This is a genomic window from Pseudomonas sp. HS6 (genome assembly GCF_023375815.1).
Lineage (GTDB): Bacteria > Pseudomonadota > Gammaproteobacteria > Pseudomonadales > Pseudomonadaceae > Aquipseudomonas.
The window spans coordinates 2099778-2125895 of sequence record NZ_CP067412.1 but is presented as its reverse complement, the minus strand read 5'-3'; the positions used below and the strand labels follow the sequence as shown (position 1 = coordinate 2125895).

Genomic DNA, 26118 nt, shown 5'->3' with positions numbered 1-26118 from the left:
AAGCATCGGGCAAACGTCCAGTCAGGGTCAGTTCGCCGCCCAGAAAATGTAGTCGGCCTGGTACTTCACCACTTCCTGTTTACCCTTGTTCGCCGCCGTGCATTCGCTGCCCGGTGCCACGCCGCCCTTGAGGGCGACGCGCTGGATGTAGCTCACGCCGCTCATCGCGCCTTTGCCCTCGGCGGGGTTGGCCTTGACCAGTTGATAGGGCAGGTTGCCCGGGTTCGATGGCGCGACGGCCAGTTGCGTGCCAGTGACTTTTGAACCGTCCTGCGCCTGCCAGGTGGCGGGCGGGCCGAAGTAGGTGCCGACCTGCTTGCCGCTGCGATCATTGAGCACCGCTTTCGGGCCGACGAACACCCATTCGGTCTGGCCGGCGACATTAGCCTTGTCCCGGCACTCGTAGGTGATCTCGCCCACCCCGGTGGTTTCCAGGGCGATCTTGTGGCCGTCCGGCACCTTGATGCTGTCGGGCAATGTGCTCTGGGCGTAGGCTGCCGGCAGGGCAGCGAGGAAACCGGCAAGGCAAATCAATTGTCTGGTGTTCATGGATCGCTCTCCGAAATGAGTTTTTCACCTGACAGCCACAAGGCTGTTACAGGTACTACCCTCATCGAAGGTTTCTGGATGCAGTCGAACAGAAATAAATAACTTGGGGTGCGATTTAAAAAAGGAGGGGGGTATGTATCAGCTCTACGGACATCGCAATTCAGGGGCGGCGGCCATCGAAGCGGCGCTCGAGCTGTGCCAGATCGCTTATCGCTTCATCGACATCGAAGCCAGCGCCGAAGCGGCTCAGGAATTGGCCAGGCTCAATCCGCTCAAGCAGATTCCGACCCTGCAACTTCCCGATGGCAGCGCGCTTACTGAGAGCGCGGCGATCCTGATTCATCTCGGGTTGAGTTTTCCAAAGTCCGGTTTGCTGCCGGCCAACGCCGTCGACCGTGATCAGGCGATTCGTGGCCTGGTGTACATCGTCAGTAATTGCTACGGAGCCATCGGTGTCATCGACTACCCCGAACGCTGGCTGGTGATGCCGGATGAAGCGTCGCGGCAGAACCTGATGGCCGGCGCTCGGGAGCGATTGCACTGGATGTGGGACGTGTTCGCCGACCAGTTTTCCGCCGAGCTGTACCTGGACGATGAAACACCGGGGGCGCTGGATGTATTGGCGGCGGTGGTGACGCGCTGGGCCGGCACCCGCGAACACCTGCGTCAGGCTCGGCCCGGGTTCTATGCGTGGCTGCAACGCATCGACCGGCACCCGGTGCTGGCGCCGGTCTTGGCGCGGCATTGGCCTGCTTGAGGCTTCGGCTGATTACTCGCCGCGAATGTACTGCTCCAGCTGTTTGATCAGTTCGGCCTGTTCGGCAATCGCTTCCTTGACCAGGTCGCCGATCGACAGCAGGCCCAGCAACTTGCCGTTCTCGACCACCGGCAAGTGGCGCAGGCGTTTGTCGGACATGATGCTCAGGCAGGTGTCGACGGTCTGGTGGGTGTCCACCGTGATCACGTTCGCGACCATGATGTCGCGTACAGGCGTGCCCACTGATGAGCGCCCATGGAGCACCAGTTTGCGCGCGTAATCGCGCTCACTGATGATGCCCACCACTTTTTCATCCTCCACCACGAGCAAGGCGCCGACGTTTTTCTCGGCCATCTTCATCAGCGCTTCGAGCACCATGTGATCGGGTTTGATCTGGTGCACTTCCTGATTTTTCTGATCTTTGAGCTTGAGCAGTTGGGCGACGGTTTTCATGGTGGTTACTCAGGTGTTGTCGTTGTTCTCCAAGCATCGTAGACGCAGGCGCGCAGAGCAAGGCCGCAAAACGGCAGATAACACGCAAAAAACGTCATTTGGCGGTTTTTTTCCTGACGAGGCCTTTGTCACCCGTTGCTGCAATGCCGCGTAGAATGCCCAACTGAATCAATTCTTGAGGTCGCAGTGGTGGATTTACAGCAGGGCTTCGTCCTGACCCGGCATTGGCGCGATACCCCGGCCGGCACCGAAGTCGAGTTCTGGCTGGCGACCGACGCCGGGCCGCGCCGTGTGCGTCTGCCGCATCAGCCGTCGGTGGCGTTCATCCCGGCGGCGCAGCGCGAGCAGGCCGAGCGTGTGCTGGCGGGCGAAAAGAACGTCGAACTGCGCCCGTTGGCCCTGCAGGATTTCGAACATCGCCCGGTGCTTGGGCTGTATTGCCAGCAACACGGCCAGTTGATGCGCCTGGAAACCGCGCTCAACCGTCACAGTGTCGATGTCTACGAAGCCGATGTGCGACCGCCCGAGCGTTACCTGATGGAGCGTTTCATCACCGCGCCGGTGTGGTTCAGCGGCACGCCCGATGCCGACGGTGTGCTGCTCGACGCCCACCTCAAGCCTTCGCCGGACTATCGTCCGAAACTGCGACTGGTCTCGCTGGACATCGAAACCACCGAGCAGGGCGAGTTGTATTCCATCGCGCTGGAGGGTTGCGGTGAGCGGCAGGTGTACATGCTTGGCGCGCCGAACGGAGATGACAGCATTGTCGATTTCGACCTTGAGTACTGCGAATCGCGCACCCTGATCCTGAAGAAACTCAACGACTGGTTCGCCCGCCACGACCCCGACGCGATCATTGGCTGGAACCTTGTGCAATTCGACCTGCGCATCCTCCACGAACACGCCCGACGCCTCGGCGTGCCGCTCAAACTCGGACGTGGCGGCGAGGAAATGCAGTGGCGCGAACACGGTAGCCGCACTCATTACTTCGCGGCAGCGGCGGGGCGGTTGATCATCGATGGCATCGAATCCCTGCGTTCGGCGACCTGGAGCTTCCCCTCGTTCAGCCTAGAGAACGTCGCCCAGACCCTGCTCGGCGAGGGCAAATCCATCGACAACCCGTACCAGCGCATGGACGAGATCAACCGCATGTTCGCCGAGGACAAACCGGCGCTGGCCAAGTACAACCTCAAGGACTGCGAACTGGTCACGCGGATCTTCGCCAAGACCGAACTGCTGACGTTTTTGCTGGAGCGCGCCAGCGTTACTGGTTTGCCGGCAGATCGCAGCGGTGGTTCGGTGGCGGCGTTCACCCATTTGTACATGCCGTTGATGCACCGTCAGGGTTTTGTGGCGCCGAACCTTGGCACCAATCCTCCACAGGCCAGCCCCGGCGGGTTTGTCATGGACTCGCAACCGGGGCTGTACGAATCGGTGCTGGTGCTCGACTACAAGAGCCTTTATCCGTCGATCATCCGCACGTTCCTGATTGACCCGGTGGGGTTGATCGAAGGCTTGCAGCATCCTGACGACAGCGATTCGGTGCCGGGTTTTCGCGGCGCTCGCTTCTCTCGCATCCGGCATTGCCTGCCGTCCATCGTCGCCCGGGTCGCTGAAGGCCGCGAGACCGCCAAGCGCGAACACAACGCGCCGCTGTCCCAGGCGTTGAAGATCATCATGAACGCCTTTTACGGCGTACTGGGTTCCAGCGGTTGCCGGTTTTTCGATACGCGGCTGGCCTCGTCGATCACTCTGCGCGGCCACGAAATCATGCTGCGCACCCGGCAGTTGATCGAGGCTCAGGGGCATGCGGTGATTTATGGCGATACCGATTCGACTTTCGTCTGGCTGCGTCGCCCCCACGGTCAGGAAGAGGCGGCGACCATCGGCCGCGCGCTGGTGCGACACGTCAACGACTGGTGGCGTGAGCATGTGCGTGAGCAATACGGGCTGGAAAGCGCCCTCGAATTGCAGTTCGAAACCCACTACAAACGCTTTTTGATGCCGACCATTCGTGGCGCGGAGGAGGGCAGCAAAAAGCGCTATGCCGGCCTGGTAACCCGCGCCGACGGCAGCGAAGAAATGGTCTACAAAGGCCTGGAAACCGTGCGCACCGACTGGTCGCTGCTGGCCCGGCAATTCCAGCAGGAACTGTACGAGCGGATCTTCCAGCGCAAGCCGTATCAGGATTACGTGCGTGAATACGTGCGCAAGACCCTGGCCGGTGAGTTCGACGAACGACTGGTCTACCGCAAGCGCTTGCGCCGCACCCTCGACGATTACGAACGCAACGTGCCGCCCCACGTGCGCGCCGCACGGCTGGCGGACGATTACAACGCGCAGCACGGTCGCCCGCGCCAATACCAGAACGGTGGCTGGATCAGCTACGTCATCACCCTGGCTGGCCCCGAGCCGCTGGAAGTGCGCCACGCGGCCATCGACTACGACCACTACATCACCCGCCAGCTGCAACCGGTGGCGGATGCGATCCTGCCGTTTGTCGACGACGATTTCTCAACCCTGATCGGGGGGCAACTGGGCCTCTTTTGAGTCCAGCAATTGCAGGGTCCATTCGTCCTGAATACCGTGGAAGTAACGCTCCAGCGCTTGATGCCAGGGGCTGCCTTCGTCGGCAAATTGGGCGAACAGGGTCATCGATGAGTGGAATTTCAGGTCGTCCGGGTGGCCGAAAATCTCGGCAATCGAACGCTGCTGCACGTTCAGCACCAGTTGCGCAGACGTGCGCAGCCGGGCGCCGAGCAGCTCATGGGCCAGATAGGCCCGGGCCTCTCCGGCCGAGGCGATAGCGAAGCGCCGGGACATCTCGCTGCCCCCGAGCCCGGCGAACTGCGGAAACACAAACCACATCCAGTGGCTGCGCTTGCGGCCCTCGTCGAGTTCGCGTTGCACCCGTTCAAACACCGGGTCTTGGGCGAGCACGAAGCGTTGCAGGTTGAATGGATCGTCCTGATCAGTGCTTCTCATGGCGAAGCCCTCTGTCAGTCGGCGGTGGCTCAGACCATGGCCAGCCGCTGCTTGCGTTGTGGCGCGTGAAACACCTGGTCCAGCGCCGCCAGATCCCCGGCATCGAGTTGCAACTGCGCCGCTTGTGCATTGAGCTGCACGTGTTCCGGGCGCACGGCTTTGGGAATCGCAATCACCCCATCCTGACGCAGAATCCACGCCAGCGAAACCTGTGCCGGGGTCACGCCGTGACGAGCGGCAATCTGTTTCAGCACCGGCTCGGCCAGCATCGCGCCGCCCTGGCCGATCGGGCAGTACGCCATCAGCGGCATGCGCTGCTGTTGGCACCACGGCAGCAGGTCGAATTCGATGCCGCGCTCTTCCAGGTTGTACAGCACCTGATTGGTCGCGCAGGCCGAATTCGACAGTTCTTCAAGATCGCCGACGTCGAAGTTCGACACGCCCCAGCGACCGATCTTGCCGTCCTCGCGCAAACGCTCGAAGGCCTCGACGGTTTCTTCCAGCGGATACTGGCCGCGCCAATGCAGCAGATAGAGATCGATGTAATCGGTGTCGAGCCGGCGCAGACTGCGTTCGCAAGCCTGGGGGATGCCTTTACGGCTGGCGTTGTGCGGGTAGACCTTGCTGACCAGGAACACCTGATCGCGCAGGCCGGCGATGGCTTCACCGACCACGGTTTCGGCACCGCCCTCGGCGTACATTTCGGCGGTGTCGATCAGGGTCATGCCCAGCTCAATACCACTGCGCAGGGCCGCCACTTCACGCTTGTGCGCCGAGCGGTCTTCACCCATGCGCCAGGTGCCTTGGCCAATCACCGGAACCTGCACGCCAGCCAATTCGAGGGTACGCATTCAAACCTCCTTTCTGAAACGGTCGATACCTTTAAGTGGGCAGCAGGATAGCCCATGGGTTCCAAATGCAGTTGAGGCGTTTATTGCGAAGTTCTGATGTTCCGATGCATTGAGAGGGCGTTTCGGTAGTGCGCAAGAAGTTGCGCAGTTGTTCGTAATAAAACCAGGTTAAAAACCGCTACAGGCCTTGTCGATCAAGGCCTCCAGCCAAGTGCGCAAGAAGTTGCACAACACTGCGCAACTTCTTGCGCACTTTTCGACGGGTTCAGTGGGAATTTTCGCCGTATCTGCGAAGAAAATTCACCAAGCACCCGGTTTATAGGGGTTTGAAAAAGTTGGCATGCTAATTGATGGCTATTGGCCGCCTCGTGGGTGATATCACCTATCGGCGCATCCAACATCACAAGGGACAAGGGAATGTTCTCACCGGCCAACCAGGCTCATTTCAACCTGACCATCGATGGCGCGGACAGCGATTTCCAGGTGCTGTCGTTCACCGGTCGGGAGGCCCTCAACACGCCCTTCGAATTCGAGTTGGAACTGGTCAGCGAAAAGGCCTCGATCAACCTCGAAAGCTTGCTGCACAAACTGGCGTTTCTTCAGCTGTCGCCCAGCGGAAGCGGCATTCACGGGCTGATCTACAGCATCGCTCAGGGCGAGGCGGGCAAGCGCCTGACCCGCTACAAGATCTCCCTGCGTCCGCAGCTTTCGTACCTCGCGCACCGCTTCAACCAGCGCATCTTCCAGCAGATGACCGTGCAGCAGATCATCAGTCAGGTGCTGGAAGAGCACGGCATTCTTGCCAGCGATTACCACTTCCAGCTCAGCGCGATTTACCCGGAGCGGATCTACTGCACGCAGTACGACGAGAGTGACCTGCATTTCGTCCAGCGCCTGTGTGAGGAGGAGGGGATTCACTACCACTTCCAGCACACCGCCAGCGGCCACAAACTCACCTTCGGCGATGACCAGACGGTGTTCCCGAAACTGGCGCCGGTGGCCTATCAGCAGGACTCCGGGCTGGTGGCGGACAAACCGGTGGTCAAGCGTTTCGGCCTGCGTCTGGCCACCCGCACCAGCCGCACCACGCGGCGCGATTACGACTTCGTCAAACCGAAGATCGAGCTGGAAAGCGATGCCAAGAGCAGCGCCCAGCCGGACCTGGAAGACTACGATTACCCGGGGCGTTTCGTGGACCGCGAGCGCGGCAAGCACCTGGCCAACCGCAACCTCGAACGCCACCGCAGCGACTATCGCCTGGCCGAAGGCAACAGCGACCAGCCGATCCTCGTCACCGGGCATTTTCTGGCCCTGACCGACCACGCCAATCCGACGTGGAACGACCTCTGGTTGCTCACGGAAATCTTCCACGAAGGCAAGCAGCCGCAAGTGCTGGAAGAGTCGGTGACCAGCGACACCACCGACAACAAAGACGATTTCCACCAGGGCTACCGCAACCGCTTCAGCGCCATCCCGTGGGACGTGCCGTACCGTCCGCCGCTGGATCACCCGAAACCCAAGGTTCTCGGTTCGCAAAGCGCGGTGGTCACCGGCCCCGAAGGTGAAGAAATCTTCTGCGACCAGTACGGCCGGGTGAAGGTGCAGTTCTTCTGGGACCGCGAAGGCCAGCACGACGACAAGACCACCTGCTGGATGCGCGTGGCCTCGAGTTGGGCCGCTGAAACCTTTGGTTCGATCAACATTCCGCGGGTCGGCATGGAAGTGTTGATCACCTTCCTCGAAGGCGATCCCGACCAGCCGCTAATCACCGGTTGCCTGTACCACGGCGCCAACCTGCCGCCGTACAAACTGCCGGATTTCAAGACCCTCGCCACGGTCAAGAGCAAGGAATACAAGGGCAGCCGCGCCAACGAACTGCGCATCGACGACACCACCAGCGAGATCAGCATCGCGCTGCGCAGTGATCACGGGGCGAGTGCGATCAACCTCGGTTACCTGACTCATCCACGTCCTTCAGGTGGGCAGCCACGCGGCGAAGGTTTTGAACTGCGCACCGACCGCCACGGCGCCGTGCGTGCCGGTGCCGGCCTGCTGATTACCACCGAGCCGCGCCCGAACGAATCGAAACACCACAAAGACCTGCCGGAAACCGCCGAACGCCTGGCCACCGCCAGCGATCAACAGGATGGTTTCGCCACGCAGGCCAAAGAGCTTCAGGCTCAGGAAGCGGGCGACCAGGACGACGTGGCCAAGGCCTTGCACGCCCAGCACCAAGGAGTACTCGGCAGCGGTCCGGCGAACCTCACCGCCAACGAATTCCCCGAGTTCACCGAGCCGCATCTGGTACTCGCCAGCCCGGCCGGCATCGCCCTGACCACACCGCGCTCCAGCCACATCGCCACCGGCGAACACCTGGCGCTGAGCAGCACCGGGCACACCAGTTTTTCCATTGGCAAACGCCTGCTGGCCAGTGCCAGTCGCGGCATGCGCCTGTTCGTGCAGAGCATGGGCTGGCGGCTGGTGGCGGCCTCTGGCGACATTGACGTCAAGGCGCTGAAGGACAGCATCAACCTGCTGGCCAAACTCAACATCACCGCCAACGCTGACCGCATCACCATCACCGCCAAGACCGAACTGGTGATCCAGGGCGGCGGCAGCGCCACCACCTACAACGCCGGCGGCATCACCCACGCCACCAGCGGTCCGTACACCGCGCATGCGGCGAACTTCGCCTACACCGGCGCCAAAAGTCTGGCCGGCGTGTTCCCGGAACCGCCGAAACCGGGCAAGGGCAACCTCGAATTGTTCAACCAGTACGCCGGGCGCCAGGGCATCAAGGAGGGTGATTACGAAGTCATCGATGCGCTGGGCAAAAGCATCAAGGGCAAGCTCGACGCCAAGGGTTTCGCCAGCGTTGCCGGTGCGGCCCCGGGCCCGGCACGCGTGCTGTTCGGCAAGGATCCGGCGGACACCTGGAGCGATGGCAGCTACATCGGCAAGCCGGAATGGCCGTTGAACCCGCCGGGGGCCGAAGACATTCCGAGCCAGGTGCAGGCCATGGTCGCGCAGGCGTTGCCGAGCAAGAACTGGGACATGTTGGAGAAGGGCAAGGAATTGGCGCAGACAGGGATGGGTGCAATACAAACCGCGCAAGGTGCGATGCAAACGGCGCAGCAGGTGAAAGGCGCCGTGCAGGGCGGGGTGATGGGGCTGCCGAAACTGGCGAGTGCGGCGATGCCGAGTGCGTCGGGGATTCTCGGGGCGGCGAGCAAGAGCGGCAAGTTGCCAACGCTGCCGGCTCCAGCTCTGCCAAAAACTTCTATTAAAACCCCGGGCCTGCTGGCGGGTGAGATGTTGTCATGACAAATGAAACTGCTGTTGCAAAAAACCGAGAACCTCAGGTTGCCATCGTTCCACTCAATACCATCGACATCAAGGATGTCGGGCGAGGGGCGGCGAAGTTTGATGCTTGGCTCCAGTCTCTCAGCGGGGGAGTGGTCACGCTTGAGCGGGTGAAGAACGTTGCGGGCGCGCTACCGGTGGTGGGCAATATCATGGCGCTGGTCGATGCGCTCGGCGACATCGTTACCCTTACCAAAAGCAAGAAACGTGAGTTGCTGGATTGGGTCAGTCTTGGCATCAACCTGATAGGTGTATTGCCTGCACCCCCTACCATGGCATCTGCGCGGATGACGTTGCGTCCGACGTTAGCTTTGGTTCGTCAGGAACTACGCAATAGCGCAAAAATGTTGCTGGGCGACTCGCTGATCGAAGTGCTGATCGGGCATTTGAATGCGACCATCGTCGGCACAATCGACGACTTCGTGAAGCAGGCCCAACCCAAGCTTGCGTCAATTCTCGATGATGCCGGTAAGCTGGGACATGGCGCTGTCAACGAGATTGCCAAAGGGCTGGAAACTGTGGTCAATGGCAAGCTTGACTCCAAGGGCGATATGAAGGCAGCAAGCGCCAAAATGAGCTCAGCCGGCAGTCAATTTCTACACGACCCCAAAGCGTCTATCAGCAATTTTCTTGGCGCAACCTACAGTGCCTATAAAGCTGTTGGAAAGGGCGTAGCTAACAGCGCAGCGAAGAATCTGCTGCCAGACGATGCCAAGGCATTGGTATTAAGCAATACCGCAATGCTGCGTACCTTAGGCGTCGAATTACAAACCCAAATGAAGAAGCTCGGCGATCCTGGCGTCCAGCACTCTATTGGTTGGCTGTTGCAAATGCTTGCCGGCTCCGTGCTGACCTGGCGCAAGCGTCAGGCGCATGGACAAGGCGCTAGCGTCAAGCCGGGTACCACCTCCAAGGCTCAGCGCACGGCGGGTGAAGGCCGACTGGAAGCAACAAGTCAACAAGCGCCGGCGACCAGTAACTGTAATAGCTGTAAAAACGCGGTAATGCCCGCTACCCAACACAGCATCAGCTTTGCTTTGGGTTCAGAGTCACTCAGCCATACTGACTTCAGCTTGTCTGGTTCATTCCCAATAGAGTGGACGCGAACCTACAGTTCACGACTAGCCGAGTACGACCAAAGTGAACTCGGTGCTCGTTGGATTACAGCGCTGACCACGCGTTTTGATTGCCTTGGCGATGGCGTGATTTTTCACGACGCTGACGGTCGCAGCCATGATTATCCGCTTCCGAAAATCGGGCTCGCTCACTACGACGCGATTGAAAACATCACGCTGGTAAGGGCCAGCGACGATCAGTTAGTACTATGCCGTGGGTTCGAGCGCAAGGAAACCTATCTGCGCCGGGGCCAACGTTACGTTCTGACTGGCGTTGAACTGCGCAATGGTGCCGGGATGATGCTGCATTACGAGCATCGTCACGGGGAGGTGTCAGTACTTTCCGACCTGATTACTTACCAGGATGACATTGCAGAGGTTCAGTCCCACCTGGGAACGTTGATTGATGGGCAGGGCCGTTTGACCGGACTCTGGGAAATTCGAGACGGCGCGCCTCAACGTCAACTGTGCGCTTATCAATATGGCGACACTGGTGATCTTCTGCTGGCTCAAGATGAGAACGGGGCAAGCCGGGTTTATGAGTATCAGCATCACTTGATTATTCGTTACACGGATCGCACTGGCCGTGGCATGAATCTGCAATGGCAAGGACAGGATGCAAAGGCTCGCGCTGTGCGCGAGTGGGCGGATGACGGTAGCTTCGATACCCGCCTGGAATGGGACGAAAACATCCGACTGACCTATGTCACCGATGCCCACGGAAACGAAACCTGGCACTACTACGACATCCTTGGCTACACGTATCGCATTCGCCATCCAGATGAGCGTTCGGAATGGTTCTTCCGCGATGAGGCCAAGAACCTGATCCGTCACGTTCACGCCAGTGGCAGCGAAGAGCGCTATAGCTACGATGAGCGTGGCAATGTGCTCGAACATATCCGGGCTGATGGCAGCGTAATGCATTACGCCTATGACGATCTGGATCAACTGATCAAAGTCAGTGATGCAGAGGGTGGTCAATGGCAGCGCGCATATGATGATCGTGGCAACCTGATCGAAGCCATCGATCCGCTGGAAAACAAAACCGAATATGCCTACAACTCTGCGGGTTTGGTAACGGGGGTCAAGGACGCCCTCGGCAACGAGCAAAAGCTCGATTACAACGATGCCGGCCAACTGGTGGAGTTTGTCGACTGCTCAGGGAAAGCCAGTTGCTGGGAGTACAACGAACGTGGGCAGATGACTTGTTACACGGACGCGGCAGGTAACAGTACCGAGCATGTATACGAGGCAGGGCACTTGGTGCTCACCAAGCATCCCGACAAAACCGAAGAGCGTTTTCAACATGATGCAGAAGGCCGGCTATTGGCTTATACGGATGGATTGGGTCATTGCACGAGCTGGCGTTACACCGCAGCCGGATTGATTGGCGAGCGGGTCGATGCGTGCGAACAGACGTTACGTTATCACTGGGATCGTTGTGGACGATTACTGGTGCTGGAAAATGAAAACGAAAGACGTGCTCAGTTCCAATATGACTCGCTGGGGCGTCTGTTGCAGGAGACCTGTTTCGATGGGCAAATCACCCGTTATGGCTATGACGCTGTTACCGGGCGATTAGCCAACACCATCACCGGCAGCAGACGCATTGCCTGGAACTTCGATGCCATGGGCCGGTTGGTCGAACGCTCTGCATCGTTAGGCGATCAAACACAGCGTGAAAATTTCTCTTATGACGGCAATGGCAATCTTACTGAAGCTTCCAACGCAGATAGCCGCTTGCAGTGGTTCCATGATTCTGCAGGAAATGTGCTGCGCGAGCACCAGCACTATCTGGGGCTGGAGAAGTCGACCATTGCGGTATGGCGACACGAGTACGATGCACTGAATCAGCGAATCGCCACTATTCGTCCGGACGGGCATCGGGTCAGCTGGTTGACCTATGGGACTGGGCACTTGCTTGGGCTTCGCCTGGACGAACACGAACTGCTCGGACTTGAGCGTGATGATCTTCACCGGGAAATCGCACGCCATCAAGGCAACCATTTACTGCAAACGCAGCAGTGGGATCCCGTTGGGCGACTGCAGCAGCAGATGTTGGGTCGCAGCGATGATAAATCCATTCTGCTAAAACGCGATTATCAATACGACGCGGCTGGTCAGTTGACTGACATTAATGATAGCCGTCGCGGGCCGCTCGCTTTTCGTTACGACCCGGTGGGCCGCCTGCTAAGTGCTGCCAGTCGGCTCGGCACAGAAATGTTTGCATTCGATCCGGCCGGCAATTTGCTGGACAAGGCCAATGAGGAGGATCGTCGTCCTCTGTCTGTAGACGCTCCTCGCAGTAAGCGGCTCGACAATCTTTTGAGAGAGTATGCTGGCACTCACTATGAGTACGACGAGCGCGGCAATCGGACGGTTCGCTGGCACGACGGACGCTACAGTCGAATGCGGTGGGATCTGTTTGACCGTCTAGCGCATTTCGAAGACGGACGTTTGTCCGTTGACTACGCCTACGACGCACTGGGACGGCGTTTGTACAAAAACTCTGTCGCCTATTGTAAACAACGGCCTGAGGCGGGCTCCGAGTGGAACCGAAACGAGTATGCACGCAAGCAGCGTGAGCTCGGCTGTGGCTTTACGCTGTATGGCTGGGACGGTGACAACCTTGCGTGGGAAAGCAGTCGTGGTCAGGTCGACGGAGGTCTCGGTCGTACGGTTCATTACATCTATGAACCTGACACTTTTGTTCCCGTTGCTCAGGCGCAACGACATCAGTTCATCAATCTTTTGACTCAGGTCGAGCACGCGGGCGATTTCAATCTCGAAGATGATCCTTTGTGGAATTACAGCCCGTCTACGCAACCTCTGGATGTGTTGGCCTGGTATCAGTGTGATCATCTGGGAACACCTCAGGAACTGACGGATCAGCATGGAGATATCGCCTGGAGTGCCCAGTACAAGGCATGGGGTGAAGCTCAAGAAACTCACTCTCGGTTTGCGCAGCAGGTCGGTCTGACCAATCCCATTCGCTTCCAGGGCCAGTATCATGATCACGAGACCGGGCTGCATTACAATCGTTATCGGTACTACGACCCGCAGATTGGGCGCTTTATCGGCAAGGACCCGATCAGTTTTGCGGGTGGATTGAATCTTTATGAATATGCACCAAACCCTGTTAGCTGGGTTGATCCGCTGGGATTGGCACGGGACACTGCCAAAAAGGCTGCAGATGCTGCCCTGAAAAAGGGTAAGACCACAGGCGCCGCTTCGGAACTACGTACCGGTGGCAAAGTGTTTGTAGGGGTGAGTGGATCGAGATATCCGGTCCATCCCAAGGTCAGGAAAGCCCTAAAGGCTGTGCCGAAGGATCAACGTGAGCCCTGGCATGGCAAATGTGCAGAAATCGAGTGCTTGAGCCGATCCTATGACGCAGGACTGGATCCCGCGGGCGGTACAAGCGAAGCCGTCAATATTGGTACCTCGGGCAAGGGACATGGAACCGCTAAAAAGGCGTGTCGTTCCTGTAGCTCCGTACTCACAACTCTTGGAGTCCATCATGATTAGTCATGAGCAGATTGTTCATTTTTCAGAACAGTTGAGTAAAGGTAAGACTGAAGCCGATGCGGCTCGGAACATAATGAAGTTTATGTGCGCGGGCGTCGGTATGGTGCTTCAGGACGAAGAAGTGTCCCCTATTGTCGAAAGCGCGTTCGCAGTTGCGCACAGATACTGGTTTGAGGGGGGCAAAAATGAAAAGGAGCTGAATGCCGCCAGAGTCAAATGCTGGGATTTTCTGGAAGCGAAAGGACGCGATGTCGACATTGAAGATAACGAGGATGCAGCCGTAAGAGCCTTATTTTGCGTCATGTATCCCGACAGAGTTTCCGATGAAGATTTCGTGCAGGAGTCTTTTCAGTGGTTTTTCGAGATGATCAACAGGATTGGCGATTTCAGTCCGGCGTTTGAACAGCTAGCCAAAAAAGTAGCCCTTGATGGAGAGCGGCGCCCAAAGGGGCCAAAGTACTGAAATGGCCAATCGGCCGTCTTCAAAAAGATGCGCTTGGGAAGTGACTTTGTCCCGGCCATGGAAAACCTGATATTCGGGCGCAAAGTCGGTGAGTGATACCAGTGATTCGTGTCCCCATGACTTGCTGATTGTAAAGAGTTCGGCTGTCTGTTGGTGCTGGTACGATTTTGATTCAGACGGAGAAACTTCGTCATCGGCACCAGGCTGAGTTACTGGTCGAAGGAGTGACAACATGAAAGACGCCATCCGCTTGGGCGACTCCACCACTCACGGTGGCAAGGTCCTCGAAGCATTCTCCCGGACCGACCTCAACGGCAAGCCGATTGCCGGAGTCGGTCACAAGGTCAGTTGCCCATTGTGCAAAGGGGTTTTCCCGATTGTCGAGGGCAGCAGCACCTACACCGTCGATGGCGTGCCCATCGCGCTGGACGGTATGAAAACCGCCTGTGGCGCAGCGCTGATTGCCAGTGGCCCGAAAGGCGCCGTAATCAGCTGAGTCTCTGAATCTCGGCTACTCCTGTCTGCTTTGGTCGATATCTAGAGTTCAAAAAGCAAAAGATCGCAGCCTGCGAAAGCTCTACATCAGGATTAATTTTCCCCTGTAGGCGCTACCGCAGCCTGCGATCTTTTGCTTTTACTTCGCCGAAAACTTCAACACCACGCTCTGAGTGTAGGTCTGTCCCGGATCCAGCCGGGTGCTCGGAAAGTTCGGCTGGTTCGGTGAGTCCGGATAGTGCTGAGTCTCCAGGGTGAACGCGCCCCAGTGCGGATAGACCTTGCCGCCCTTGCCCTTGACCGTACCGTCGAGGAAGTTGCTGGTGTAGAACTGCACGCCCGGTTCGTTGGTGAACAGTTGCAAGTGGCGACCGGATTGCGGGTCGCTGACTTCGGCGGCGAGTTTGCTGACGTCCCCCTTGGTGTCCAGCGCCCAGTTGAAATCGAAACCGCCGTGTTTCGGTTCGGCGAATTTCAGTTGCGGGTGATCGGCCTTGATGTGCTGGCCGATGGCGGTCGGTTTGGTGAAGTCCATCGGCGTGCCGGCCACAGGGGTCAGTTCGCCGGTCGGGATCAGTTTGGCGGTGACCGGGGTGTAATGGCTGGCGTGCAGTGTGGCGACTTGCTTGAGGATGTCGCCATTGCCGGCGCCGGCGAGGTTGAAGTAACTGTGGTTGGTCAGGTTGAGCACCGTCGGTTTGTCGGTGCTGGCCTTGTAGTCGATGCGCAACTCGTTGTTGTCGGTGAGACGGTAGGTCACTTCAGTGGTGAGGTTGCCGGGGAAACCCATTTCGCCATCCGCCGACAGATACGTCAGGGTCACGCCGACCGAATCCTGGTCCTTGGTTTCCTTCGCCTTCCAGACCTTCTTGTCGAAGCCTTGAGTGCCGCCGTGCAAGGCATTGGTCTTGTCGTTCTGCGGCACTTGATAGCGTTTGCCATCGAGTTCGAATGCGCCGTCGGCCAGGCGATTGCCGAAGCGGCCGATGGTCGCACCGAAGTACGCGGTGCCTTTCTGGTAACCCTGCACATCGTCGAAGCCGAGGACGATGTCGTCGAGCTTGCCGTGTTTGTCCGGCACCTGCAGCGCCTGCAAGGTCGCGCCGTAGGTGATGACCGTGGCTTGCATGCCGTGGCTGTTGCGCAGGATGTATTGCTCGACGGGCGTGCCGTCATTGGTTTTGCCGAAGGCTTTGTGTTCGCTGGACAGGCCGGCAGCCTGGGCGGTGAGGGTGGCGATCATCAGGGACAGTCCGAGGCCGCAGAGTGAGTGTCGGGATTGAAGCATGGTTGACCTTCCATTTTGTTGTTGTTTTGAAAATCGTTAAATAGTCATGCTAATTATCGTGTGAATGAAAATTTATAGCGGATTAAACGTTTATTGCAAAAATAAAGTCGGACTAAATTGAAGAGGCATCCAGCGCCGAAGGTCGGGAAATCGCTGCGGCACTGCACTTTTGCGAAATCCCCGGCTCTATCCATGGCCAGGTTGCGGTGACTCCCGCCGCACAGGAATGTGTCCTTCAAAGAATTCATGCCGAGAGTTTTTCGCCCAATCGCTGCATTCATTCATCGCCCGTGCCTGTTGCTGGCCTGCCTGTCGACGCTGTTGCTCGGCGGTTGCAGCCATCAGGACGGCAACCATTTCATCAACCAGATGCGCGAGGGCAGGCCTCAGGAATTTCTCCAGACCAGCGTCGATCGCATGGCCACGCTGGCGATGCGCGACAACCTCGACAGCCTCTATCGCTTGATGGGCAAGTTGTACCTGCGCAACCCGGACGAGTTGCGCAAGTCCGGCTTCCTCGACATCCGCACGGCGGTCAAGCAGGTGCGGTTAGCCATCGAACAGCAGCAACCATTGCCGACGCTGGGGGGCAAAAAAGACCTGGCGGCACTGAGCTATGCGATGAGTCCGGAGTTTCTCGGTGACCGGGTTGGTGCGTTTATCTATGCGATCGGCAGCATGCTGGTCACCGCCCACGGCAACCGCACCGAGTTCTACATGACCGATGCGATCAACCCGACCTTCGTCAACAACGCCGCGCGCAACATCGAAAAAGCCACGTGGATCCTCGCCCAGCGGCAGAACAAGGAAGGCCAGCCACTGCTGTTCTCCAACGAGATTTCCGAGGAGGGCAGCAACCTGAGTTTCGCCACGGAGTTCGGCAAAGTCGTGGCGCGCCTGGATCTGCTGACTCAGATGCTCGACGAGCGTTACCGGCGCATCGGCTTGAACTACGCCCAGAGCCTGCTGTTTTTGAATTTTTTGCCCGTGCAGTAAGCCAGGTCGGGTAGAGTGGCGGACGATGAGATTTGTATACAATCTATCGTTCGATTTGACTCAAAGGGAGCTGCACCTGTCATGACCGACCCCGCAAGCGCCGAATACACCAGCCTGGAACGTGCCGCCCGCACGGACAAACTGCCTTACGCCGCGCTTCTGGCGTTCGCGATGACCGGCTTCATCGCCATCCTCACCGAAACCCTGCCGGCCGGTCTGTTACCGCAGATCGGCGCCGGCCTGAACGTCAGCGAAGTGCTGGCCGGGCAACTGGTGACGCTGTATGCGCTGGGCTCGATTGTCGCGGCGATTCCGCTGACGGTTGCCACCCGGGGCTGGGGGCGCAAGCGGGTGCTGCTGATGACGGTGTGCGGATTTTTGCTGTTCAACACCATCACCACGTTTTCCAGCCATTACGGCTTGACCCTGGCGTCGCGGTTTCTCGCCGGGATGGCGGCAGGGCTTTCCTGGGGGATCATGGCCGGTTACGCGCGCGGGATCGTGCCGGTGCATCAGCAGGGCCGGGCGCTGGCGATTGCCATGCTCGGCACACCGGTGGCGTTGTCGCTGGGCACGCCGGCCGGCACCTGGCTGGGCAATGTGATCGGTTGGCGGGCTTCGTTCGGGATCATGTCCGGGCTGGCTTTGGTGTTGGCGGCGTGGATCGTCATCGCGGTGCCGGATCGTCCGGGCCAGGCCCGCGCCGAGCGTTTGCCGCTGATGCAAACGCTGCGCTTGCCCGGCGTACGCCCTGTGTTGTTCGTGGTGCTGACCTGGATGCTCGGTCATAACATTCTCTACACCTACATCGCCCCGTTCCTGATGCAGGTCGGTCTTGGCGAGCGGGTCGATCTGGTGCTGCTGGTCTTCGGTCTGTGTTCGTTGCTGGGGATCTGGATCATCGGCCTGCTGGTGGATCGCTGGTTGCGCGGGTTGGCCCTTATCAGCCTCGCAGTGTTTGCCGTGACCGCGTTGGTGCTGGCATTGGTTGCGCCGTCGCCCTGGTTGATTTATGCGTGCATGGCGGTGTGGGGGCTGTCGTTCGGCGGCTCGGCGACATTGTTGCTGACGGCGGCAGCGGACTCGGCCGGGGAGCATGTCGATGTGGTGCAGGCGATGCTCACCACCTCGTGGAACGTGGCGATTGCCGGCGGCGGATTGTTTGGCGGCTTGTTGCTGGATAGGGCAGGGGCGATGTCGTTTCCGTGGGCGTTGCTGATCCTGTCGCTGATCGCGTTGGCCACGGTCTGGAACAACAGCACCCACAGTTTCAAACCGGGTCGGCGCCAGCACTGACGCTCAAGAAATTGCATAACGATAGATCCGATCGATATAGGTCGTTATAAGAAAACTGGTTATGCTGCGGGCCGGATTTTCCTGTGGTTCGTCTGGACGTCTTAATGGAATTGGCAAATTTCGGCCTGGTGATTGCCGGGCTGGTCGTGGGGTTCATCGTTGGCATGACCGGTGTCGGCGGCGGTTCGTTGATGACGCCGATCTTGCTGTGGTTCGGCATCAATCCGGCCACGGCGGTGGGTACGGATCTGCTGTACGCCGCCATCACCAAATCCAGTGGCGTGCTGGTGCACAGGAAAAACAAGAACATCGACTGGGCCATCACCGGCTGGCTTACCCTGGGCAGTGTCCCGGCGGTGGCGATGACCTTGTGGTTCCTCAGCACCCTGCACACCGCGCCGGACGCGATGAACGCAATCATCAAGCAGGCGCTGGGCTTCGTGCTGTTCGCCACGGCGCTGGCGATTCTGTTCAAGAAACGCCTGCTGGAATTCGCCCACAAACGCGCTGGCGGCAATTACAACCCCAGCGGTGCGCGCCTCAACGTCATGACCGTGATCACCGGTCTGATCCTCGGCACCATGGTCGCCCTGACCTCCATCGGCGCCGGCGCCCTCGGCACTGTCGCGTTGTTCATCCTCTATCCGCTGCTGCCGACCCGCCGCCTGGTCGGCACCGAAATCGCCCACGCCGTACCGCTGACCCTGGTCGCCGGCCTTGGCCACGCGAGCATGGGAAACATGGATTGGGGCGTGCTGGGCTTTCTGCTGATCGGCTCGTTGCCGGGTATCTGGCTCGGCAGCCACCTGACCGGGCGTGTCTCCGATGAACTGCTGCGCCCGTGCCTGGCGACGATGCTGGTGCTGATCGGTTACAAACTGGCGTTCTGATCGAGCGCCAGTTTCATCACCGTCACCGGCAATCCGTCGTACTCCGTTTCTTCCATCACCTCCCAACCCAACCGCGCATACAGCGACTGCGCCGCATCGGTGTACAGGTACAACTGTGGCAGGCCCAGAGCGGCGGCTTCCTCGACGATACGGTTGACCAACTGCGAAGCGATGCCGCGCCCACGCTGTTCGGCCTTCACGTAGACCCCGGCCAGCCACGGCGTCAGTTGCGGGCGCGTGTCCATGTCGCTGTCGATCAGCAGCGCACCGCCGAGCAGTTTTCCGTCTTCGATCGCCACCACCACGCTGGGGATCGCGCCTTTACCGCAGGCGGCACGCATACGTTCGGTGCGGCTGGCGAGGGTATCTTTGGGGCTGTACTGGCCCCATTCCTTGAAGTTGAGTTCGGCCAGTTCTTCAATCAGTTCGGGGTGATCGCACAGGTAGGCGATGTGCATGGGGCTTGAACTCCGTTTCATCAGCAGGACAACCACCCTAATGCGGCCATGAAAGGTAATCAAATGCGCGACATGATCGAGCGCATCCGGTTGCGCAAAATCGTTGCTGACCTACGCTTTGAACAAGGCGAAACATATTTGCCGGGTAACCCCGGAACAATCGCCACGATGCGCAATCATTAGAGCGTGGATATCAAAAGGAGATGCGCATGCTCATCAGGTCACTGACCCTGACACTCTTGCTGGCGATTGCCGGCCCCCTGTTCGCCGGCGACAACGATTCCCCGCTGGACGTCGACAAAGGCAACTACCGCCCCTTGATCGTCATCGCCAGCAGTACAGTCGACCCTGTCTGGGTAGGCCTGAAAAAGTCGCTGGAAGACCCGGCCAACAAACAAGGCATCGCCGACCGCAAGCTCAAGGTCTACACCATCCTGAACATGTTCGGCCAACTCGACGGCAAGGACCTCGGCCAGCAGGACACCATGGGGCTGCTGCGTTCGTTGAAGCTGGGTGCCGGGGCTTATCCGAAAATTTTCCTGGTGGGCAAGGACGGCGAGACCAAGCTTGCCGTTTCGGGTGACGAGGCCAAGACGGTTGATCTGAAGAAAGTCTTCGACACTATCGATGCGCTGCCAGCCGCCGAGAAAGAACTCGCAGCGCCGCCTCCACCACCGGTGGCCGCTGAAGCAGCCCCGGCCAAAGGGACGAAGGGCGGTAAACCGGCGAAACCCGCGAAGCCGGCCAAACCTGCGGAAATGCCGGATGATTGAGAGCGTGATTGTGGGATGACCTGAAATAGAAATGGCGAACGGCATTAAGCGTTCGCCTTTTTTATTGGCCAGCTTTTTTGATTTGTGGATGACCGTAGGAAACGCAAAGAACGCTCCAGCGTTCGCCAGTCAACTTCACTGATGCGATGTTGATTTTGTGCTTGGCTGGCTTCGAATCCCTAGTGAGCATTGTGCTCGTGAACTTCACCATTATTGAGCAGGTAAACCAGCGTATCTTGGGTTTCACTCAGCATTGCGGGTGCCTGGGTTGTCAGCACAAGCTGGCAGTTGGGAAAGGTTTTGCTCAATTGACTGATCAGGCTGAGTTGCGAATTGGGGTGAAGATGAAGCTCTATCTCATCGATCAGAACGATGCCATTACCGTGGAGCGGATTGTCCAGTGACGGGTTCATCATGGCCAGTCGGCGGGCGATGTCTCCGACCAGTGCGAGCATCGATTTTTCGCCTTGCGACAATTGGGCGACATTGAAAGTGACGCCGTCCTTGTCGATCGCCATGTGCAGACGAGGTCGTCGCTGTATTCGCAGGTTGGTGAAGCCTGGCATGAAGGCCGCGATGGCGGAGCGGACGGCCGTCAGTTGGGAGTCGCGGGATGAAGCTTTGAGATTGGACAGCGTCTTCCAGGCTTCGCTCTCAGCACCAAGCTTCTGAGCTATTTCGTTCAATGCGGAATCGGAAATGCCGGACTCGTTTTCGCTGTCTTCACGCTCTCGAAACCATTCAAAGAAGCGGCGAAAGTCGGTGCTGTGTTTCAGTGAGTCGTCGTAGCCCGCCAATTGATCGAAGGTTTGTCCGCTTTTGATTTTCAGAGGGATTTCGAGAACCGAGCGCTCCACCGGATAGTAGGCGATCAGGGGAAGTGAGGCGCTGTCATCGGCTGTCAGCAGGGTGCGATAGTGATAGGCGAGCAGGTTTACGTCTTCCAAAGAACTGTGTAGCGCCGTTTTCCCTTCCTGTTTGCTGTGTGACATGCCCCATACGAACACATCGTCTTCTTCATCGGGATCAGACTCGGGATTGACTCGCGGATGTGCAGGTTCTGCTACCGCGATCGAGACGATGGCAGCCGGGGTCCCGTTGCGAATGTCTTCCTCTGCGATATGGCTGCCATTGCCTTTTCGGGTGCGAATTCTTGCTATCAGCCAGCTCAGGCAGGTGGTGAGCGCTTTCAGCAGGGTGGTTTTACCGGCGCCGTTGATTCCCACAAAAACTGTGACGTTGGAATGGGATCCGGAGAGAGGAGCCAAATGAACGGTGATGTCATTGAACCGACCTACATTCGTGAGTTTGAGGCTGTCGATCTTCACTAATCCCCCCTCTGTGTTCCAGTCGGTCAGATGTTTGGCGAACGTCATTTCATCCGCGATAACCGGGTAATGCGGTGCAGTTTAGATGCATCTCTTTCAGCCGGTCACCTTTGAAAATCATTGCTGAATGTGCCCGGAAATCTACGCGGCAACACCCTTCAAATCCGTCGGACGTTTCCTTCAAAGCGCGGCGGCGTTGGTGAACTGGTGGCTTGAGTCGTACGCCGATAACCTCATCGGGCCGCTGCAAAATCAGCGGTCGGATGTGGAAGTCCGGTTTCAGACTCATTCACCAAGCCTCGTAAAGCGCATGGAGACATCTTTTATGTCAACATCGCGGCCTTATGGTGGCTGTACGCGGGAGCGCTTTCGAGTGCGCCGGGTTCGGGTGATTGGCTCGGTCTTCCACACCTGCGTACAGCTGCCACCCTCATGTGGAAGTGAGATGGGTAGCGTTTTTTACAATCCCATTGGAGTTACACCCATGAAGAAAACGGATTTCGAATCACCTGACATTTCCACTGAATCGACCAAACCTCGCTACATCCCCATCACCGGCATCGACTGCCAGATTCCCTGTCTCCTGATCGACCGCGAAGCCCCGGTAGACGTACTCCACGGCACCGCCGCCTACCGCTTGCGCAGCGTGACGCAGTTGCTGGAAACCCTTTCGCTCGGCTACGGCGTCAGCCACGACGCATTACTGCTGCGGGACTTCGCCCGAGTGCTGGCAATCCCTCTGCGCGACAGCTGCGATCTGATGGATGTACTGGGCTGGAAGCTACAGGCTTAGTTTCAAACCCCCAAACAAAAACGGGCGACCTTCTCAGGTCGCCCGTTTTTTATGGCGTGATTACCGGGTCAACTCACCCAGAATCCTGTGCGCAATCTTCACCCGCTCAGCATTCGGGTAATTACGGTTCGCCAGAATCACGATCCCGACTTTCTTCGACGGCACGAACGCAACATACGCGCCGAAGCCACCCGTAGCGCCGGTCTTGTTCAGCAGCACGTTCGCCGGTTCCGGCTGTGGCGGGTTGAGCCATTTGACCTTGTGCGCTTCCATGGCCATCGGCGTCGAGTTGCCGTCCAGCAGGCGTTCGAGGCTGATCGGGTAGGCGTAGCGTTCCCAGCCCAGGCCCTGGGTCATGTCGCCGACGGTGTAGTAGCCGGTGTGGGTGAGGGCGATGGCTTTTTGCAGTGGGGTTTCGAGTTTGGCGGTGTCGAGGTTGGCTTCGACGAATTGCAGAAGATCCGCGGCGCTGGCTTTCACGCCGTAGGCTTCGGAATCGAGGGCACCGGGGCTGACGCGAACGGGTTTGTTGTTCTTGTCATAGCCTTGGGCGTAGAGCTTCTCTTCAGACGCGGGCACCGACAGGAAGGTGTGCTTGAGCCCGAGTTTCGGCAGCAGGGTTTCGGTCATGACCTGATTGAATGGCTGGCCGAGGCTTTTCGCGGCCAGATAACCGAACAGGCCGATGCTCGGGTTGGAGTACAGGCGATGGCTGCCGGCCGGATACGTCGGTTTCCACTGTTGGTAATAGCCGAGCATTTTGTCGGAAGAGTCCGCAGCATCCGGGAATTGCAGCGGCAGGCCGCCGGCGCTGTAGGTGCCCAGTTGCAGCAGGCTGATGTGGTCAAACGCGCTACCTTTCAGCTCGGGCCAGTGCTGGCTGGCCTTGTCGGAAAACGCCAGTTTGCCGCTGGCCTGAGCGTAGGCGGCGAGGGTTGCGGTGAAGGTTTTGCTCACAGAGCCGATTTCGAACAGGGTGTTTTCACTCACCGCTTGCCCGGTGTTCTTGTCGGCGACACCGTAGTTAAAGTAATGCGCCTTGCCATCGACGGTTACGGCCACGGCCAGGCCCGCGATGTCCTGTTGCTGCATGACCGGGGTCACGGTGGCCTTGACCAGCGCCTGCAACTGATCGTCGGTTTGCGGGGCGGCCAGGCAGGTGGCGGCGCTGAAGAAAAGTCCGAAAGCGCTGAAGGACTTGAGTTTGTTCAGGTGGATTGAAGGCATGATTGATCCACTCTCCATGAGTGTTAATGGTGTTATCTCGCTACACTGCGAGCGTTTTTTCATTGGGCTGCTGATCGGCGCCGCCAAATCTAGGCAGTCGGGCGTCATTCGACAAACGATGAAAACTCGGACGAGCCATTAGAAAAATTTGGGATCTGGCATGATTCGACCTCAATTGCCCTTGAATGCATTGCGCGCTTTTGAAGCTTCTGCGCGTCATTTGAGCTTCACTCGCGCTGCCGTGGAATTGTGCGTGACCCAGGCGGCCGTCAGCCATCAGGTCAAAAGCCTGGAGGCGCAACTCGGCGTGATCCTGTTCAAACGCCTGCCCCGTGGGCTGATGCTGACCGGCGAGGGCGAAATTTTACTGCCGGTGCTGACCACGTCGTTCGATCATATCGCGCAGATGCTCGAGCGTCTGGCGGGCGGGCAATATCGGGAAATGCTCACGGTCGGCGCAGTGGGGACTTTCGCTGTGGGTTGGTTGTTGCCGAGGCTGGCGGACTTTCAGGCGAAACATCCGCTCATAGATTTGCGGCTGTCGACCAACAACAATCGGGTGGACGTCGCTGCTGAAGGGCTGGATTACGCGATCCGGTTTGGCGCCGGGGCGTGGCACGGTATCGAGGCGACCCGTTTGCTGGAGGCGCCGTTGTCGGTGCTGTGCGTGCCGGAAATCGCCCGGCAGTTGCACACGCCGGGGGATCTTTTGCAGCAGCGCTTGCTGCGTTCCTATCGCACCGATGAGTGGCCGGAATGGTTCCACGCGGCCGGTCTGGCGACCCATGCCGCGCCGCCCCAGAGCATCGTGTTCGACTCGTCGCTGGCGATGATGGAAGCGGCGTTGCAGGGCGGCGGGGTGGCACTGGCGCCGCCGTTGATGTTTGCCCGGCAACTGGCGGCGGACCTGATCTGCCAACCCTTTGCCATCGAAATCACCACCGGCAGCTATTGGCTGACGCGGTTGCAGTCACGGCCGGAGACGTCGGCGATGGCGGCGTTCAAGCACTGGTTGCTGGAAATTTCCGGCCAGTGAGAATACTTGTGGGAGCGAGCTTGCTCGCGAAGACGGCCTCAAATTCGAAAAATTTATCGACTGACACTCCGCCATCGCGAGCAAGCTCGCTCCCACAGGGAATTGCGTTGAATCCGGGTCAGCGCGCCAGGCAGGGACGCTTGTTATCAAACGTCCAGCCCGGAATCAGAAACTGCATCGCCACGCTGTCGTCCCGCGCGCCCAGTCCCATGCCTTTATAGAGCTCGTGGGCTTTGGCCACCTGATCCATGTCCAGTTCCACGCCCAGCCCCGGTTTCTTCGGCACCTGCACGCAGCCCTCGACGATTTGCAGCGGCGCCTTGCTCAGGCGCTGGCCGTCCTGCCAGATCCAGTGGGTGTCGATGGCGGTGATGTCGCCCGGCGCGGCGGCCGCTACGTGGGTGAACATCGCCAGGGAAATGTCGAAGTGGTTGTTGGAGTGCGAGCCCCAGGTCAGGCCCCATTCGTGACACATCTGCGCCACGCGCACCGAACCCTGCATGGTCCAGAAATGCGGGTCGGCCAGCGGGATGTCCACCGACTGCAACTGAATCGCGTGACCCATTTCGCGCCAGTCGGTGGCGATCATGTTGGTGGCGGTTTTCAGGCCGGTGGCGCGGCGGAATTCGGCCATCACTTCACGGCCCGAATAGCCGTTTTCCGCGCCGCACGGGTCTTCGGCGTAGGCCAGCACATGATGCTGGTCGCGGCACAAACGGATCGCTTCTTTCAATGACCACGCGCCGTTCGGATCAAGAGTGATGCGGGCGTCGGGGAAGCGCTCGGCCAGGGCGGTCACCGCTTCGATTTCCGCATCGCCGCTGAGCACGCCGCCCTTGAGCTTGAAGTCCTTGAAACCGTAACGCGCATGGGCAGCCTCGGCCAGACGCACTACGGCGTCGGCGGTCATGGCTTTCTCGTGACGCACGCGGAACCAGTCGTTGTCGGCGTCCGGTTCGCTGCGGTAGGCGAGGTCGGTATCCCGGCGATCGCCCACGTAGAACAGATAACCGAGCATCTTCACTTCATCACGCTGCTGGCCTTCACCAAGCAATGCGGCCACCGGCACGTCGAGGTGCTGGCCGAGCAGGTCGAGCAGCGCCGCTTCCAGCCCGGTTACCGCGTGTATGGTGATGCGCAGGTCGAACGTTTGCAGGCCACGGCCGCCGGCGTCGCGGTTGGCGAAGGTCTGGCGCACCTGGTTGAGGATCTTCTGATAAGTGCCGATCGGGCTGCCGACCACGAGGCTGCGGGCGTCTTCGAGGGTCTGGCGAATGCGTTCGCCGCCGGGCACTTCACCGACGCCGGTGTGGCCGGCGTTGTCCTTGAGGATGACGATGTTGCGGGTGAAAAAAGGTCCGTGGGCGCCGCTCAGGTTGAGCAGCATGCCGTCGTGGCCGGCCACCGGGATGACTTGCATCTCGGTGATGATCGGGGCTTTGGCGATGTCGTGTGCGGTCATTTGGCGTTGTCC

The 26118-nt window shown here is 59.1% G+C and carries 22 protein-coding genes; 12 read left to right on the top strand and 10 right to left on the bottom strand.

Annotation, left to right across the window (positions count from 1 at the left end; translation table 11 throughout):
• Positions 1–27: 27 nt before the first annotated feature.
• Positions 28–549 (bottom strand): DUF3455 domain-containing protein, encoded by a 522-nt coding sequence (locus JJN09_RS09805; protein ID WP_249487102.1) that lies wholly within the window; start codon positions 547–549, stop codon positions 28–30.
• Between the two features lie 133 nt (positions 550–682).
• Here JJN09_RS09805 and JJN09_RS09800 point away from each other — a divergent pair, with 133 nt between their 5' ends.
• Positions 683–1306 carry a glutathione S-transferase N-terminal domain-containing protein gene (locus JJN09_RS09800; RefSeq protein WP_249487101.1) on the top strand — a complete coding sequence of 208 codons (624 nt, stop codon included), beginning with the start codon at positions 683–685 and terminating at the stop codon, positions 1304–1306.
• 12 nt (positions 1307–1318) lie between these two features.
• Here the strand turns inward: JJN09_RS09800 and JJN09_RS09795 are convergent, their stop codons facing one another.
• Complete coding sequence (locus JJN09_RS09795; protein ID WP_085712511.1) at positions 1319–1759, bottom strand: CBS domain-containing protein; 441 nt, start codon at positions 1757–1759, stop codon at positions 1319–1321.
• Positions 1760–1948: 189 nt separating this feature from the next.
• Between JJN09_RS09795 and JJN09_RS09790 the strand changes: the two genes are divergently transcribed.
• The gene (locus JJN09_RS09790) at positions 1949–4309 is read left to right on the top strand and encodes a DNA polymerase II (protein ID WP_249487099.1); all 2361 of its coding nucleotides are present in this window, start codon (positions 1949–1951) and stop codon (positions 4307–4309) included.
• Here JJN09_RS09790 and JJN09_RS09785 read toward each other — a convergent pair.
• A complete protein-coding gene (locus tag JJN09_RS09785; RefSeq protein WP_249487097.1) occupies positions 4274–4744 on the bottom strand; it encodes a DUF1810 domain-containing protein in 471 nt (156 codons plus the stop codon). The genes JJN09_RS09790 and JJN09_RS09785 overlap by 36 nt on opposite strands.
• Before the next feature lie 29 nt (positions 4745–4773).
• A complete protein-coding gene (locus JJN09_RS09780; RefSeq protein ID WP_249487096.1) occupies positions 4774–5595 on the bottom strand; it encodes an aldo/keto reductase in 822 nt (273 codons plus the stop codon).
• 417 nt (positions 5596–6012) lie between these two features.
• Between JJN09_RS09780 and JJN09_RS09775 the strand changes: the two genes are divergently transcribed.
• The 4 genes from JJN09_RS09775 (at position 6013) to JJN09_RS09760 (ending at position 14560) form a co-directional block, all read left to right on the top strand.
• Complete coding sequence (locus JJN09_RS09775) at positions 6013–8919, top strand: type VI secretion system tip protein VgrG (protein ID WP_249487094.1); 2907 nt, start codon at positions 6013–6015, stop codon at positions 8917–8919.
• Entirely contained in the window at positions 8916–13601 is a 4686-nt protein-coding gene (locus JJN09_RS09770; RefSeq protein ID WP_249487093.1) for an RHS repeat-associated core domain-containing protein, read from the top strand. The genes JJN09_RS09775 and JJN09_RS09770 overlap by 4 nt, the downstream gene beginning before the upstream one ends.
• Entirely contained in the window at positions 13594–14064 is a 471-nt protein-coding gene (locus JJN09_RS09765) for a hypothetical protein (protein WP_249487092.1), read from the top strand. Before JJN09_RS09770 ends, JJN09_RS09765 begins: the two co-directional genes overlap by 8 nt.
• Before the next feature lie 232 nt (positions 14065–14296).
• The gene (locus tag JJN09_RS09760; protein ID WP_249487091.1) at positions 14297–14560 is read left to right on the top strand and encodes a PAAR domain-containing protein; all 264 of its coding nucleotides are present in this window, start codon (positions 14297–14299) and stop codon (positions 14558–14560) included.
• A gap of 138 nt (positions 14561–14698) precedes the next feature.
• On the opposite strand, the gene JJN09_RS09755 is transcribed toward JJN09_RS09760, so the two are convergent.
• The gene (locus JJN09_RS09755) at positions 14699–15847 is read right to left on the bottom strand and encodes an aldose epimerase family protein (RefSeq protein WP_249487089.1); all 1149 of its coding nucleotides are present in this window, start codon (positions 15845–15847) and stop codon (positions 14699–14701) included.
• A gap of 246 nt (positions 15848–16093) precedes the next feature.
• Between JJN09_RS09755 and JJN09_RS09750 the strand changes: the two genes are divergently transcribed.
• The 3 genes from JJN09_RS09750 (at position 16094) to JJN09_RS09740 (ending at position 19029) form a co-directional block, all read left to right on the top strand.
• Positions 16094–16843, top strand: coding sequence for a hypothetical protein (locus JJN09_RS09750; protein WP_249490787.1), 750 nt, complete (start codon positions 16094–16096; stop codon positions 16841–16843).
• Positions 16844–16924: 81 nt separating this feature from the next.
• Positions 16925–18139 (top strand): MFS transporter, encoded by a 1215-nt coding sequence (locus tag JJN09_RS09745; RefSeq protein WP_249487087.1) that lies wholly within the window; start codon positions 16925–16927, stop codon positions 18137–18139.
• 104 nt (positions 18140–18243) lie between these two features.
• Complete coding sequence (locus JJN09_RS09740; protein WP_007951595.1) at positions 18244–19029, top strand: sulfite exporter TauE/SafE family protein; 786 nt, start codon at positions 18244–18246, stop codon at positions 19027–19029.
• Here JJN09_RS09740 and JJN09_RS09735 read toward each other — a convergent pair.
• On the bottom strand, positions 19011–19487 hold the full coding sequence (locus tag JJN09_RS09735; RefSeq protein WP_249487086.1) for a GNAT family N-acetyltransferase: 477 nt from the start codon (positions 19485–19487) through the stop codon (positions 19011–19013). The two genes, JJN09_RS09740 and JJN09_RS09735, sit on opposite strands and share 19 nt — an antisense overlap.
• A gap of 209 nt (positions 19488–19696) precedes the next feature.
• Between JJN09_RS09735 and JJN09_RS09730 the strand changes: the two genes are divergently transcribed.
• A complete protein-coding gene (locus tag JJN09_RS09730) occupies positions 19697–20260 on the top strand; it encodes a DUF4174 domain-containing protein (protein ID WP_249487085.1) in 564 nt (187 codons plus the stop codon).
• Between the two features lie 179 nt (positions 20261–20439).
• Here the strand turns inward: JJN09_RS09730 and JJN09_RS09725 are convergent, their stop codons facing one another.
• The gene (locus JJN09_RS09725; protein WP_249487084.1) at positions 20440–21636 is read right to left on the bottom strand and encodes an AAA family ATPase; all 1197 of its coding nucleotides are present in this window, start codon (positions 21634–21636) and stop codon (positions 20440–20442) included.
• 1 nt (position 21637) lies between these two features.
• The gene (locus tag JJN09_RS09720) at positions 21638–21877 is read right to left on the bottom strand and encodes a hypothetical protein (protein ID WP_249487083.1); all 240 of its coding nucleotides are present in this window, start codon (positions 21875–21877) and stop codon (positions 21638–21640) included.
• 195 nt (positions 21878–22072) lie between these two features.
• On the opposite strand from JJN09_RS09720, the gene JJN09_RS09715 reads away from it, so the two are divergent.
• Positions 22073–22381, top strand: a complete 309-nt coding sequence (locus tag JJN09_RS09715; RefSeq protein ID WP_249487082.1) for a hypothetical protein — start codon at positions 22073–22075, stop codon at positions 22379–22381.
• A 60-nt stretch (positions 22382–22441) separates the two neighbouring features.
• Here the strand turns inward: JJN09_RS09715 and ampC are convergent, their stop codons facing one another.
• Positions 22442–23608, bottom strand: coding sequence for a class C beta-lactamase (gene ampC, locus JJN09_RS09710; RefSeq protein ID WP_249487080.1), 1167 nt, complete (start codon positions 23606–23608; stop codon positions 22442–22444).
• 160 nt (positions 23609–23768) lie between these two features.
• Between ampC and JJN09_RS09705 the strand changes: the two genes are divergently transcribed.
• On the top strand, positions 23769–24644 hold the full coding sequence (locus JJN09_RS09705; RefSeq protein WP_249487079.1) for a LysR family transcriptional regulator: 876 nt from the start codon (positions 23769–23771) through the stop codon (positions 24642–24644).
• Between the two features lie 118 nt (positions 24645–24762).
• Here the strand turns inward: JJN09_RS09705 and gudD are convergent, their stop codons facing one another.
• Complete coding sequence (gudD, locus tag JJN09_RS09700; RefSeq protein WP_249487077.1) at positions 24763–26106, bottom strand: glucarate dehydratase; 1344 nt, start codon at positions 26104–26106, stop codon at positions 24763–24765.
• Between the last annotated feature and the right edge of the window lie 12 nt (positions 26107–26118).

Bases quoted from the DNA above. Each gene is read 5' to 3' on its own strand.
- JJN09_RS09805 (WP_249487102.1), bottom strand. From the start codon at position 549: ATGAACACCAGACAATTGATTTGCCTTGCCGGTTTCCTCGCTGCCCTG.
- JJN09_RS09800 (WP_249487101.1), top strand. From the start codon at position 683: ATGTATCAGCTCTACGGACATCGCAATTCAGGGGCGGCGGCCATCGAA.
- JJN09_RS09795 (WP_085712511.1), bottom strand. From the start codon at position 1,759: ATGAAAACCGTCGCCCAACTGCTCAAGCTCAAAGATCAGAAAAATCAG.
- JJN09_RS09785 (WP_249487097.1), bottom strand. From the start codon at position 4,744: ATGAGAAGCACTGATCAGGACGATCCATTCAACCTGCAACGCTTCGTG.
- JJN09_RS09780 (WP_249487096.1), bottom strand. From the start codon at position 5,595: ATGCGTACCCTCGAATTGGCTGGCGTGCAGGTTCCGGTGATTGGCCAA.
- JJN09_RS09775 (WP_249487094.1), top strand. From the start codon at position 6,013: ATGTTCTCACCGGCCAACCAGGCTCATTTCAACCTGACCATCGATGGC.
- JJN09_RS09770 (WP_249487093.1), top strand. From the start codon at position 8,916: ATGACAAATGAAACTGCTGTTGCAAAAAACCGAGAACCTCAGGTTGCC.
- JJN09_RS09765 (WP_249487092.1), top strand. From the start codon at position 13,594: ATGATTAGTCATGAGCAGATTGTTCATTTTTCAGAACAGTTGAGTAAA.
- JJN09_RS09760 (WP_249487091.1), top strand. From the start codon at position 14,297: ATGAAAGACGCCATCCGCTTGGGCGACTCCACCACTCACGGTGGCAAG.
- JJN09_RS09755 (WP_249487089.1), bottom strand. From the start codon at position 15,847: ATGCTTCAATCCCGACACTCACTCTGCGGCCTCGGACTGTCCCTGATG.
- JJN09_RS09750 (WP_249490787.1), top strand. From the start codon at position 16,094: ATGCCGAGAGTTTTTCGCCCAATCGCTGCATTCATTCATCGCCCGTGC.
- JJN09_RS09745 (WP_249487087.1), top strand. From the start codon at position 16,925: ATGACCGACCCCGCAAGCGCCGAATACACCAGCCTGGAACGTGCCGCC.
- JJN09_RS09740 (WP_007951595.1), top strand. From the start codon at position 18,244: ATGGAATTGGCAAATTTCGGCCTGGTGATTGCCGGGCTGGTCGTGGGG.
- JJN09_RS09735 (WP_249487086.1), bottom strand. From the start codon at position 19,487: ATGCACATCGCCTACCTGTGCGATCACCCCGAACTGATTGAAGAACTG.
- JJN09_RS09730 (WP_249487085.1), top strand. From the start codon at position 19,697: ATGCTCATCAGGTCACTGACCCTGACACTCTTGCTGGCGATTGCCGGC.
- JJN09_RS09725 (WP_249487084.1), bottom strand. From the start codon at position 21,636: ATGACGTTCGCCAAACATCTGACCGACTGGAACACAGAGGGGGGATTA.
- JJN09_RS09720 (WP_249487083.1), bottom strand. From the start codon at position 21,877: ATGAGTCTGAAACCGGACTTCCACATCCGACCGCTGATTTTGCAGCGG.
- JJN09_RS09715 (WP_249487082.1), top strand. From the start codon at position 22,073: ATGAAGAAAACGGATTTCGAATCACCTGACATTTCCACTGAATCGACC.
- ampC (WP_249487080.1), bottom strand. From the start codon at position 23,608: ATGCCTTCAATCCACCTGAACAAACTCAAGTCCTTCAGCGCTTTCGGA.
- JJN09_RS09705 (WP_249487079.1), top strand. From the start codon at position 23,769: ATGATTCGACCTCAATTGCCCTTGAATGCATTGCGCGCTTTTGAAGCT.
- gudD (WP_249487077.1), bottom strand. From the start codon at position 26,106: ATGACCGCACACGACATCGCCAAAGCCCCGATCATCACCGAGATGCAA.